Source organism: Flavobacterium collinsii (assembly GCF_946903285.1).
Lineage (GTDB): Bacteria > Bacteroidota > Bacteroidia > Flavobacteriales > Flavobacteriaceae > Flavobacterium > Flavobacterium collinsii.
This window is the reverse complement of record NZ_OX336425.1, coordinates 3137338-3151733: the sequence shown is the minus strand read 5'-3', so window position 1 is coordinate 3151733 and position 14396 is coordinate 3137338. Positions and strand designations below refer to the sequence as shown.

General features: G+C 36.0%; 5 protein-coding genes. All 5 read left to right on the top strand.

Translation table 11 applies throughout. The annotated features are described in order from the left end of the window. The first annotated feature begins 91 nt into the window (after positions 1–91). The 5 genes from OGZ34_RS13085 to OGZ34_RS13065 all read left to right on the top strand — a co-directional run bounded on the left by OGZ34_RS13085 (position 92) and on the right by OGZ34_RS13065 (position 14369). Positions 92–4831 (top strand): hypothetical protein, encoded by a 4740-nt coding sequence (locus OGZ34_RS13085; RefSeq protein WP_263360473.1) that lies wholly within the window; start codon positions 92–94, stop codon positions 4829–4831. A gap of 1 nt (position 4832) precedes the next feature. Beyond that, entirely contained in the window at positions 4833–6914 is a 2082-nt protein-coding gene (locus tag OGZ34_RS13080) for a fibronectin type III domain-containing protein (RefSeq protein ID WP_263360472.1), read from the top strand. A 166-nt stretch (positions 6915–7080) separates the two neighbouring features. After that, the gene (locus OGZ34_RS13075; RefSeq protein WP_263360471.1) at positions 7081–8259 is read left to right on the top strand and encodes a SprB repeat-containing protein; all 1179 of its coding nucleotides are present in this window, start codon (positions 7081–7083) and stop codon (positions 8257–8259) included. Positions 8260–8263: 4 nt separating this feature from the next. Further along, positions 8264–9466 (top strand): SprB repeat-containing protein, encoded by a 1203-nt coding sequence (locus tag OGZ34_RS13070; protein WP_263360470.1) that lies wholly within the window; start codon positions 8264–8266, stop codon positions 9464–9466. 25 nt (positions 9467–9491) lie between these two features. Next, positions 9492–14369 carry a T9SS type A sorting domain-containing protein gene (locus OGZ34_RS13065; RefSeq protein WP_263360469.1) on the top strand — a complete coding sequence of 1626 codons (4878 nt, stop codon included), beginning with the start codon at positions 9492–9494 and terminating at the stop codon, positions 14367–14369. Positions 14370–14396 lie beyond the last annotated feature (27 nt).

Below are 14396 nucleotides of genomic sequence, written 5' to 3'. Positions count from 1 at the left end.
TATTAAAAATAATATTTATATTTGACCTCCCAAAAAAAATAAATTCCGACTCTTTACCACAATACTTAATACCAACCAAACCTACTAAGACTTGAAAAAAACTACTCTTAAGTTATTTCCTTTTATCGTATATATTGTTTTATTTTTAATTAGCATCAATTGCTTTTCTAATACTAATACTAATACTTACACTGATACCATTACCAATTCAAAGAAGATTTTTATTTCTAAAAATTTTCCCAAAGACGAAGTTGGTCTTCTTAACAATTCGCTTAGTTATTACCAGACTCCAAAAAGTGAGTTCACTAATGAGTTTCTAAAAAAGAATTTCCCGGTCTCACAGGAGATCAATAAAGATCGCGATATGGCAATATCTGTTTTTAAGGAGATCGCTAAAAATGATAATCTTACTGATTTTTTAGAACCTAAAAAATTATCGATGTTGCCTCTTGGTATAAAAAAGACCATTGGAGGCATTCAATACATGCTTGGTATTAGCAGCGCCAAATTCACTCCGGAATACACGGAGCTAACTGCTTTTGTAAAAATCGTAATTCCGCAGCATGATTCTCTTGGGAGACCAAAAGAGCTGTTCTTTGGTGCCAACGGTATCAAACTTTCGCTTAAAGGCGGATTAGTTGGCGCGACAAATTTGGTTTTACTAGGTGATGTTCCAATTAACATTAATGGTCAGAATTCGTTACTTATTCTAAAAGGAGGTATGGCGATGTCTACCGGACTTGTAGAAAAAAAGACCTATGTAACGATTGACTGTAACGGTTTTAAAGAACTTGGAATTACCGCAGACGTTGAATTTTCAAGAGCTTATCTTGAACCCGTCGATGACGAATATAAACTTATTCCCGCTCCCACCCGTGTAACGGGGTCATTCAAGACAATAGTATCCAACTGGAATGATATTCTTATTGAAATCTCTTTGCCCAAATTTCAACTGACTTCTTATAAAGGCAAAGGACCTGCTTTTGAACTAAACAATGCCGTAATCGATTTAAGTGACATTAGAAACTCTGATAAAATCGAATGGCCCGATGCTGATTATGTCAAAGACTATCTAATACCGGGCAATCTAAATTTATGGAGGGGTTTTTATGTAAAATCTCTAAAAGTCGTGTTACCGGAGCAGTTCAATAAAAGAGACGAGAATAAAAGGGTTAAATTTGAAGCTGCCAATCTCTTAATTGACAGAATGGGGGTTTCCGGAAGATTCGTAGGCGATAATATCTATAGCCTTAAAGAAGGAAGTGCTTCCGGCTGGCAATTTTCATTAGACCATATCGAAATGGAATTCCGTGCGAACTCATTGACAGCAGCTGCTTTCAATGGTGAAATTGTTTTGCCGCTTTCGTCAGAAGACAATACCCAATGCGATCCAAATTCGAGAGGAAGATTAGCTTACAATGCTATCATAAACCCTGTAGACAATGAATATATCCTTAAAGCTGATGTAACCAACAATATTTGCTTCCAGGCTTTTAAAGCAACCGCTTCTTTAGAAAAAAACTCCTATTTGGAATTAAAGGTAAAAGACGGTAAGTTTTTACCAAAAGCCGTTCTTTATGGAAGTTTAGCTTTAAAAGGTAGTAATAAAAATACCACTGCATCCGAACTTACTGCATCGCCGAATAAATCATCCGGATCAATTAATGCTGAGGGTGAGAAAAAGGAAGCTATTAATTTTAAAGGGATCATTTTCCAGAATTTAAACTTGCAAACTGTCGTGCCTTATCTAACGGCCGATTATTTTGGCTACAAACACATTCAGGAGAAAGATGCCGCGGTTAGTAACTTCCCTGTTACGATTAATGAAATTGCTTTGATCGCTACAGATGTATCAGCAAGCCTGAAAGTCGATGTTGCGATTAATATTATGCAAAATCAATTTAACGGTCAGACGAAATTTTATGTGGTCGGAAAATTCGACAGAGAGAAAGGAATTCAAAAATGGAAATACGAGCGTATTAAGTTTGAGGAAATATCAGTTGCAGCAGACTTAGGAGGTGTAAAATTTAAAGGAAACATTGCCATAATGGACAATGATCCGGTCTATGGTAATGGTTTCAAAGGGAGCGTGTCGGCAGATTTTACAGGAGGTATCAAAGTAGAAGCCAATGCCATTTTTGGATCTACTACTTTTAGATACTGGTATGTGGATGCTATGGTAGACAACTTAAATATTCCTGCCGGAGCTATTACTTTTAAAGGTTTTGGTGGTGGTGCCTATTATCACATGAAAAAAGACGGCTTTAGTTCTTCTTTTGTGGCTTCTAAATCAAATTATGTACCTGATGCAGATTCTGGATTAGGTGTTAAAGCTATGATTAAGTTTGCGGGCACAGCTACCGCAAATGCTTTTTGGGGAGGTGCCGGTTTTGAAATTGCTTTTAATAAACACGGCGGTCTTAATAGAATTAGTATTTATGGAGAAGGTCACGTCATGCAGCCGTTTGAAATTCCGGGAGCTGAGGCACTAACAAAAGCCTTACAGGTTGTTGCCGAAAATGAAGCACTAATGGGTGCGGTAGCTACAGAAGCGCTAAAAACAAGCAATTTATCAGCTGCAGCAGAACAGCTTTATCCAAATGATGTGAAAAATTCTATGGGTATCAATGCATTTGCTGCCATAGAGTACGATTTTAGAGCAAAAACTTTACACGGTACATTCGATTTATACATTGATACTCCGGGAGGTTTCATAAAAGGCCGTGACTCCAGTAACAGAGCAGGTTGGGCTGTTTTACACTTTGGACCAGACAAATGGTATATCCGGGCAGGTACCCCTAAGAACCGATTGGGGATAAAACTTGCTATTGGATCTGTCGAGGTAGAAGCCGGCGGTTATTTTATGCTTGGAGATGATATCCCGGGTAGTCCACCGCCACCGGATATTGTTGCGCAACTCTTAAAAGTAGACGTAGCTAAACTGGATTATATGCGTGACGAAAACAGCATTGCTTCAGGAAAAGGATTTGCCTTTGGTTCTGATTTTAGCATTAAAACAGGTAATCTAAGTTTCTTAATGTTCTACGCCAATTTCCAGGCCGGATTTGGATTTGACATTATGGTTAAAGATTATGGAGAAGCACAATGTAAGGGTTCGGGACAAATTGGTATAAACGGTTGGTATGCCAACGGTCAGTCATATGCCTATATGCAAGGAGAACTCGGAATTAATATTAAATTATTTTTTATACGGAAGAAAATATCCATTATAAAAGGTGGAGGCGCCGTTCTATTACAAGCCAAATTACCAAATCCGGCATGGATTCGAGGCTATATGGTGGGAGAATTCAGTTTACTTGGAGGTGCCGTAAAAGGTAGTTTCCGTTTTAAACTGGAATTTGGAGAGCAGTGCGAATTTATATCAGTGAATCCTTTAGAAGGTTTAAAATCTATTGCAGATATCACTCCTATTCAAGGAACAAAAGAGGTTGATGTCTTTACCATTCCTCAGGTTGGATTTAACATGCCTGTCAATAAAAACTTCAACATTGAAGGAGATGAAGGGGTTAAAACTTACCGACTCAAACTAGAAGAATATACGATCAAGAAAGGAGATGTTCCGGTAATTGGTACACTAAGTTGGAACAAAACAAATGACTTATTGAGCTTTAACTCCACCGAAATATTACCTGAAAAATCAGATTTAACTTTAAATGTAAAAGTAAGTTTTCAGGAATATAAAAATGGCTCATGGCAAACAATTTTAGACCAGGGACAGATTGCAATGGAAAGTGAAACCCGAAATTTCACTACCGGTGTGGCGCCTAACAATATTCCGGTGGGCAATATCGCTTACTGCTACCCTGTTTTTGATCAAAAATACGTTTATCAAAACGAAAGTAAAGAAGCTTATGTAGTACTAAAAACAGGACAGTCCTATTTGTTTGACCTAAAACCGGGACAATCACAAAAAGCATTTTACAAAACTGGAAATAAAACAGCAAATGGTACTATATCCTACAATGCAAGTTTAAAAAAGGTCATAGTTAGTTTACCGGTTCTGGAAAGAGTAAAACCGTATAGTTTATCCTTAATGACATTGGAAACTACAAAAGATGCGAATGCTAATCTTAATGAGAGTTTTGACAAGCAAGATCTTGGTTCAAATGCTAATGTTGAAGTTAAAAATAATAAACTGGGCGAAACTTTAACGGGTGGTCAGGGTGTTGAATTATTGCAGTATAATTTCAATACTAGTCAATATAATACATTTCAAGAGAAAATAGCAGCTAAAAAAGCCCGAAAAGTCCATACAAAAATTATTGAAGCTGATATTCACGCTCTAGAAGCTGAAAATACCTCAACTGAACCTTTTGATGAAATTGAGATTGCCGGTAGCCCTAAAACACTCAATGTGCCTTTAGTGAGTATCGAAGCCATACTAGATGATAGTTACTTCAAAAATGAAATTTACCCACTGATATATAAAGGCTATCCGCTGGAAGCAGATTTTACGCTAAACAGAAACACTACCCTTTTAGGAAATCCTCCAATCAAAGGAGTTGAACCAATGACCTGGTATTTGGCTGATTTAATTCATAATCCAAAAAGTTCTAATTTGAGAGACCGATTACCTTATCGTTATAACCAGCCTTTTTATTATAAAGACGATTTTATAAAAATTCAATATAAAATAGTCAATAAATATTTAAGCACTCAGAATCAGGCTATGATCAATAAGTACAATTACATTATGAACGGAACATTTCCTATAATAAAAGATGGGCCTTACAATGTCATACTAAACTATATACTACCAGGCGGGCAAGCGGGTACCAGTTCAATTTTTACATTCAATAAAACAGATTAGCATGAAGCTTAAATTTTTAATTCTCCTTACTTTTATTACCATTAGTACTAATTATTCACAAGAAAATAATACCCCAGGAGAAGCAAATCCAACCGAAATAAAATCGGACATACAAGTTATAGCCAGAGTGCAAAGAGATAGAATTTTGTTGCGATGGGCTGTCAGCAATGCGATAGCCTGGAAAAAACTAAATATTTACGGATACACTGTAGAACGTTACACTGTTACCCGAAACAACAAAACTTTGACAGCTCCTGAAAAAGTGATTCTGGTTAGTGCCTTAAAACCTGAAGCACTCGAAACCTGGGAAAAATTAATTGAAAAGAACGACAATGCCGCCATCGTAGCACAAGCCATTTATGGAGAAAACTTTTCGGTTACCGGAACTGACAAATTAGAGAACATCGTAAACCTTTCAGAAGAGAATGAACAAAGATTTACGTTTGCTCTGCTAACCGCTGACAGAGATTATGAAATTGCCAAAAAAGCAGGTTTAGGATTTGAAGATAAAACGGTTAAACCTAATGAAAAATACGCTTATAGGGTAATTTCAAATGTACCCGAAAAAGAGGCTACTATCTCTTATGGCGGAATTTTCGTGGGATTAAACGATTATCAGCCTCTTCCAAAACCAATAGATTTTACGGCTCATTTTACAGACAGCGGTACGATGTTAAGCTGGAATTTTAAAATACTTTCACATACCTATGCCAATTATTTTGTAGAGCGTTCTACCGATAAAAAAACTTTTACAAGAATTACCGATAAGCCTTATACCAGTCTAAATCAGGAAAACACGAGTAATAGTCAAATTTTCTATGTTGATTCTATTGCGAACAATAAACCATACAGCTACAGAATTCAGGGAATTTCGCCTTTTGGTGAGTTAGGCCCTTATTCACAAGTTATTACCGGAAAGGGTGTCGAAATCTTAAAGTATGTTCCTCATCTTACTGTGAAGGAATTTAAGGATGAAAATACCGTTACTTTAACCTGGGAATTTCCCGATGAAGGAAATGATGATATTACAGGATTTGAATTAAATCGTTCAGATAAAGATGATGATGGCTATAAAACGGTGGTAAAAAACATTCCAGCCAAGAGTCGTGCAGTGACGTACAACAAACTCTTATCAACGAACTATTTTACGATTACAGCCCTTGGTAAACAAGGCAGCAACAGAACTTCATTTCCTATGCTTGTGCAGCCTGTAGATTCTATACCACCTTCTAAGCCAATTGGATTAAAAGGAGTTATAGATAGCCTGGGAGTTGTAAAACTGACTTGGGATCCTAATAAAGAAAAAGATTTACTAGGATATCGTATATATAAAGGAAATACTGCCGAAGAAGAACTTACTCAGTTGACTGTAAGCCCTAGTGAACCCAACTCCTATCAGGACAAGGTACTCGTTAAAAGTTTGAATAGTAAGGTATATTACAAAGTTGTTGCTGTAGATTATCACTACAACATGTCTGAGTTCTCAGAGGTTTTAATCCTTAAAAAACCGGATGTAATCCCTCCTACTTCACCTGTTTTTACCAGTTTTAAAATTAAAGAAGGATCAATTTTTCTCGAATGGGTAAACAGCCAGAGCGAAGATGTGGCAGTGCACCAATTGTATAGAAAAGAAAATGACCAAAAAGACTGGACATTGATACTGGAAACAAAAAATAAGGAAGAGAAATTTCGGGATAAAACAGCTATTGAAGGAAGTACTTACCGCTATGCCATTTTTGCTAAAGACGAGAGCAATTTAGTCTCCAATCCTTCACCGGAATTGACTTTATTTGTTCCTAAATATTCCGTAATGCCTGCTGTGAAGGGATTTTTTGCGCAGCCAAATAAAACGACAAATACTATAGATTTATCATGGGATTACTCAAACAATGAGGTAGATGGTTTTGAAATTTATAAAGCTTCAGACAAAGATCCGTTGCAACTAATCCAGATTGTTCCCGGAAACACCCGATTTTTACCTGATCCAACTATTACCATTAATACTACTTACCAATACGGTATTAGAGCGACATTTAAAGATGGAAGAACATCAAAAATGGACTTTTACACAGTAAAATTTTAAATATGCGAAGTATTTCTTATCTCCTATTTAGATCGCGAATAATCATCAACGGTAAAAACTATTTAAAAAAAAATAACTTAGAAATCTTCATACAATAACTATAACAACAGATGTTGACCACAATGTGATTGTTGTGGACGATTTTAATTCTATAGAAAATAACATAATGAAACAAAAATTACTCTTATTAATATTCTTTTTAGGAAGTCTTCTGGTACAAGGCCAGAACGAGTATGCAATACTAATAAAATCTAAAATCACTTCACCTTCGATCTGGCCTGATAATGATTATACTGGACTCCATCAGATTTCAGTGGGGATGAATTCATGCTCAATTATTTTTCAGGCAGAAAATTACAAAGATGATCTATACTGTTTTTTTTATGTGACGGGAAATCCAACTAAAATAGATTTTATGGAAGTTTTAGGAGGGTCTCCAACATGTGGACAAATAACACGAACTATACCTTATAATAAAGATACTTTTTCTTATTCGTCTTTTGCCGGATGTTTAGCTAATGCTGAGATAATGTCATTGCATATCACTCGACCAGACTCCAGTCCAAAATGCAAGGAAGATCCCATAACCCTAAATAATGGGTGGAACTGGAAGTATAAATTTGATAATGGAGCTTGGGACAATCTTCCTACACAATTTCAGGAACAAACATCAATTACATTTAAAATAAAGGATTTACCTGGCTATGTGAGCCAATCAAATGTTCATTTTAAAGCGGGTTATGAAAATTATAAACAATATACAAATACTGTCAGTTATGCTATTATTGGCTGTTCACCCGAACTGGCTGAAAAAAAACCAACTGCAAAATCTGTTGAATGCAATAATACGGCCACTGGCAGTGTTACCCTAAAGTTTGAATCACTACTAAAAAAAGATGATCAATTTCTTTTTAATCTAATCCGCGTTGATCCGGCGGCACCGAATACAGGTCCTACCACAAGTATTACAGCATCTGAAAAGGAAACTGAAAATAAAAGCTATACATGGGATAAAATAGCAGCAGGAACATACATCATAAAATATCAGGCACAGAGCAAATTTGATAATGGCAAAATAGTAGGATCTAGTGCTATCGTTACCGATCCTTTTACGATAGAAAATAAAGAGGAATTAACTTTTAAAACAACAGCAATTCAACCAAAATGCAATGGAGATCTTGGTAGTATTGAAATTTCAGTAACTGGTGGTACCTCTCCTTACTTTTATATTCTTGACAATGGAATTAAAACTCCACTTACCAAAAATCCGGATACAATTAATGGTGTAACAGATGGTGATCATACAGTAATCGTTCTGGATAGTTTTGGCTGTACAGAAAACTAATATTATGAAGAAAAAAACACTCTTACTTCTATTCTTTTTAGGAAATCTCTTAGTTCAGGGACAAACGGAATATGGAGTCTTAATAAGATCGACTATGAATCCTAAAAATCCAAATGCATCAAGCACAAGATACACTATTTGTGGAGTTTTAGATTATTCCATAGAAGGGTCAATAGATATGCATATAAAAGAATTTTGCACAAATAATATAATTCCTTTGAATGGAGCTGAAAAGATTCAGTATGATTTTTTTTACGCCAAAAATATTGATGGCCTTTTTATCTTAGATGCTGAAATTAATAGCAGATATCAGTCCATATGTTCGAAAGAATATGCCATTCCCTACGACAAGAGTACCTTTAAAGAAGCGACTTTAGGGGGATGTGCCGGCAGATCAAATGTATGGTCAATACACCTTACGCAACCTGCTGCCAATAACGTTTGCAGTGACGATGCCATTACTTTAAACAATGGATGGAACTGGCAATATCAGTATGATGCAACAGAATGGAAACCGCTTCCTTCTCAATTTCAAGGAAAAAGATCAATTACTTTTAACCTTAAAGACATTGGTGGTTATGATGGTAAATCGCAAATATTTTTCCAGGCCGGCTATCAAACACAGTTTACCAATACAGTTACTTACAAAATTATACCATGTTCTCCTGTACTCAATCGTCCTTCAGATCCAAATTTTACTAACTGCAGTTATAGCAATGGTAGCGTGATATATACTTTTAGCAGACCATTGGAAACTACAAAAGAAGAAAAATACCTGTTTAATCGTAATCCTGTAGGAAGTGGTCCTGCAACTTCAGCAAAATCAGATGATCCTGATGTAGAAAAAATATCTGAGCATAGCTATAAATGGAAAAATATACCTCCAGGTCAATATGAATTTAAGTATCAAACTCAATTTGCAAACAATACACCCTCTACGATGTCGGCTGTAACTAATTTTACAATCACTCAAAATCCAAATGGACCTTTAACTTTTAAGGTAAAAGAGATAATGCCTACCTGTAGTGAAGACACCGACGGAGGCATTGAAATTTCAGCAAGTGGAGGAACTCCTCCCTACTATTATCTTTTGGACGGAGAACCATTAGCACAAAAACATCCATTTATCAGCCCTTATAAAATTCCCATAAAAACAGATGGAACCTATACTGTTATAGTAGTTGACAAATACAATTGCGAAGAATAATAAATTCCCGAACAAGCCTATAATTATGAAAAAAATCTACACATTACTACTTATAACTTTATTGGGATATTCGCAGATAAATGCACAATCAACCAAAACAGTTACTATTGTAACACCAAAACCAATTACAATTACTAGTACTCCTAGTTACACAAATGCAACAGAAAATGGTAAAGCCGATGGCAAACTCTCTATTGAATTTGAGGGCGGTACAGGTGATTTCGAATATATTTGGTTTAAGGGCGGACAAAAAATTACATCTCTTAACTGGGATTCACTTCCAGCTGGAAAATATATTATCTATGCAAAAGACAAAACTAGGACATGTCAAAGTAATGGTTTTAGTTTTACAATAAATGAGCCTGAAAAAGTAATAGTCAGTGCCCCAAAACCAACCAATATAACATGTCCCGGAGGAACGGGCAGTATAACAGCTACAGCCAAAGGAGGATTTCCTTACAGTCCAACACCGATAACCCGAACTTACACTTACACCTGGTATAACTGCGACAAATCTGGAACTATTATTAATACAAATCCAATTTCGGGACCAAATAATAGTCCCTCAATTTCGGGACAAAATGCAGGCTATTATAAAGTTTTTGCGACTGATAGCGAAGGAGCCACTTCGGAAGGATTTGTAGTTGAATTAGAAGCTAATCCTCAAATAAAATCAGTGATACTATCTAAAAAAGACGTTAGCTGTTTCGGAATAAATGATGGTGAAATTCAAATTAGCTTAGAGGGTGGAGTTGCTCCATTATCCGTGCTATGGAATGACAACAGTATCAGTACAAACAGAACGGGTTTAAAAGCAGGTACTTATTGGTATACTGTAACAGATGCTAACTCCTGTAAATTTACCAATAATGTAATAACTGAGATTACTCAGCCGCCAACAGCGTTAGGCATCTCAAAAACAATAGAAAAAACACAACCTACATCTCCAACAGCAGCCGACGGTACCATTACAATAACAACAACGGGAGGAACTACTCCGTACACCTATGTATGGACAAAAAATGGTCAGCCATTTAGTGCCAATACTAATCCTGGCACAGGACTTACCACCGGTTTAGAAAATGGCAGCTACCAGATTAAAGTAGTAGATAAAAATGGCTGTAATGCCACTACCAATATAATAGAATTAAAAGCCCTGTCAATAGCCCAAATTAACAAAACAAACATTGATTGTAAAAGTAGTGCAACCGGTAGTATAACTATAGAAGCAAGCGGAGGAACTGGTACTTATTTCTACCGTTGGATTAAAATAGAAAATGGTATCGAAACCGAAATTTCCGGACAAACTAATTCGACTATAGTGAATCTTGTTACGGGTAACTACAGAGTTGGAGTTAAGGACGATAAAAAAGAAATTTTCAAGGATTTTTATCTTTCTGAGCCACAAGATGCGCTTTCAGTAACCCATACTTCTACAGATGTAAGTTGTAACGGAGGCAATAACGGGACAATTGCATTAGATATAAAAGGAGGAACAGGTCCATACAAAGCTACTTTTAAAGATATTAATGATGCCTCTAAAATAATAAATACAACAAAATTAATAGCAGGAACCTATTCTTATATCGTTACGGACAAAAATAACTGTACTTATAATAGTCCCGCTAACATTGAAATCACTCAAAATGCTCCTGTTACCATAACAAGTGTAGTAAAAAAGCAACCTACTATAAATACAGCAAATGATGGTCAAATAATTGTGAATGCAGATGGGGGAACAAAAACATATACTTATTCCTTAAAGAAAGATGGTGTTAGTACAGGTATAACCTATACAACAAATACAATCATTGGATTGGGAGATGGAGTATATGAAATAATAGCAAAGGATAGTAACGACTGTACTTCTGCTTCTGAAACCTTTACACTTAAAGCATTGGTTATAGCCTTTGTAAATAAAATCGACGTAACTTGTAATGGAGCAAATACCGGTAGTATACAAGTGGTTACAAGTGGTGGAACTCCTAAAGACTTAAACCAATACAATTACAAATGGTATTACAAACGAAAAGTAGCAGATCAATATACTTTGTTAGTTGAAACAACATCGGACAAAATCGAGAGTTTATATGCTGGTTTTTACAAAGTAATAGTAACGGACAATGTAAATATTTCAAGAGAACTTGTTATTGCAGAATTGACGGAAAGACCTGCTATAACCTGCACTTTTACTCAAACAAATGTAAATTGCTTTAGTGGCAGCGATGCGACCATTACCTTAAATATTCAGGGAGGAACCGGAGATTATCATGTTTTATGGAATGATGGTGTTACTACAAAAGACCGTGCAGAGATTCCTGTCGGAGACTATTCTTTCACAATTATAGACGATAATGGTTGTTCTTATTCAACAGCACCTGCAATTGTTAAAATCACTGAGCCTCTAAAACCATTAACCATAGCTTCTTTTGAAAAAGCTGATGCAAGCGGCTATCTGTTAAAAAATGGTCATATTGATGTTTCGGCAGCAGAAGGAACATTTCCATATACCTACCAATGGTATCAAGGAACCGGAACTGCTAAAATAATAATGACAGGAAAAACAAACCGTCTATTAGATGGTATTGGTTTAGGTACGTATAGCATTATAGTTACAGATAAAAATAAGTGTACAACGGAGGCATCTTACATCATTAATCAACCTGATGAACTTTTAATCACTTCCATTACAGAAACCCAGTCTATAAAATGTTTTACTAATAAACAAGCCATACTAAAAGCTACCATCTCTGGAGGAGCTCCTATTGGAATTCCTGATACCGATAAAGAATATCTTTATAAATGGTATAATGTGTTAACTCCAAATATAGTAGCTTCTACAACAAATTCTTCCGAGACATTACGTGCCGGAGATTATATTTTAGAAGTTTCAGACGGATTTGGAAACAGCTATACTTCGAATCCTGTGACTGTAACTGAGCCAAAACTTTTAAAAATTAATTATACTCAAAAAAATGTTTCCTGTTATGGCGGTAACGATGCCGAGATTGCAATAAATATTACCGGAGGTGTTGGTCCATATAAGATCGTGTGGAGTACTGGAAAAAATGCAGACCAAAATACAATTAAGGATCTCTTAGCATCAACCTACAATGTTACTGTAACGGATGCTAATTTATGTACAGATTATCAGGAAATAACAATTACAGAACCTCAGGCAATGAGAATACAAGTTTTAAAAACACCTCCATCTGCTTTAGGTCAAAATGATGCAAGTATTAAAGTTACTGTCGTTGGAGGTACTCCAAATTACAATTTCGAGTGGTTCGATAAGGATGGAAACTCCATTTATATTGATAACGACAAAGAATCCAACAGTATTAATAATATCTACGTAGGACAATACTTTATTACCATTATTGACGCAAATGGCTGTAAAATTGACAAAAGAGATTTAGATAAGGTTGATCCTCTTTCTATAAAATTAACCCAGATTAATATTGTAAAATGTCATGGAGATGCAACAGCCAGTGTCAAAGCAATTACCTCAGGAGGACTTCCGGGTTATTATTACAAATGGTATGATGTAAATAATCCTGCCTTGATCATTAGCGAAAATGAGACTTTGATGAATGCTAAAGCAGGTACTTACTATGTTATTGCAACGGATTCTTTTGGTAAATCAATAAAAAGTGAAACGATTACAATCACGGAACCTACTACTCTTGACAATTCTCTTTCTTCTGAATATACCCGTTGCGGTGATGGAAACGATTGGACTATTACATCAGCGGCATCACAAGGTACGGCTCCATACTCTTATTTATGGAATACAGGTGTCAGAACTCCAAATTTAGTAAATGTTCCTCCCGGGAATTATTCTTTATTGGTAACTGATAACAATGGCTGTACCATCACGAAAACAATTACACTAGTTGCTCCACCACATTTGGCAGCAACCCATAAAATCAAAATCCCAACCTGTTATGCCGGTTCTGATGCTACAATTACTGTAACTCCTATAAACGGTATTGCTCCTTACAGCTACTTATGGAATACAGGAGAAAAATCGAATGTGTTGAGTAATGCCCCAGCAGGAGATTATACTGTGGCCATCACAGACATGAAAGGCTGTATCATCAACCATACGTACACCATCGTTAATCCTCCAAAAGACATTATCAATATTGGAGAAGACGTAACCTTATGTTTTGATCAGACCTTAACCATCAATGCTACAATTGACGACGATAAAGCGACATATTCCTGGACATCTGATAAAGGTTTCAAGAGCAACAAAGCTATGGTTACCGTTTCTGAACCTGCCAATTATACCGTTGTGGTCACCAACAAATTGGGTTGTGAAGCTAGCGATACTATCAAAATATCAAGTCAAAACACCGCAATTAGTGCCGAATTTGCTGTCTCGAGTCAGGTATTCAAAAACGAGAAATTCATCATCGTTGACATTAGTAATCCTGATGCCGACGAAATCGAATGGGTAATTCCTGCCAACGCAACAGTAATCTCGAAAAACAAAGATTTTGCCGAAATCAGTTTTAGTCAGGCCGGAGAATACGACATTACACTGAACACCAAAAAAGGAAACTGTACCGCTTTTCAAACCAAGCAGGTCTTAGTGACTGAAGGTGAGTATGAAGATAATAATCCGGACGATGAAACTTTGAAAAAATTTGATCTGAAAATCTATCCAAACCCGTCAAAAGGAACTTTTACTGTAGATGTATTACTTGATAAAGTGATGCCTGCACATGTTAAAGTTTATAATTTGAATAACAACTTGCTAATAGATTCAAAAACTCAGGAGGGCAAAGACAATTATCTGTTCAACTTTAGTCTTAACGGACTTCCTTCAGGAGTATATTTTGTGTTATTCGAGTCACAACAAGGAAGTAAACTGAGAAAAATTATTATCCAGTAAACTTTAATCTATCCGGCAAGTAAAAAT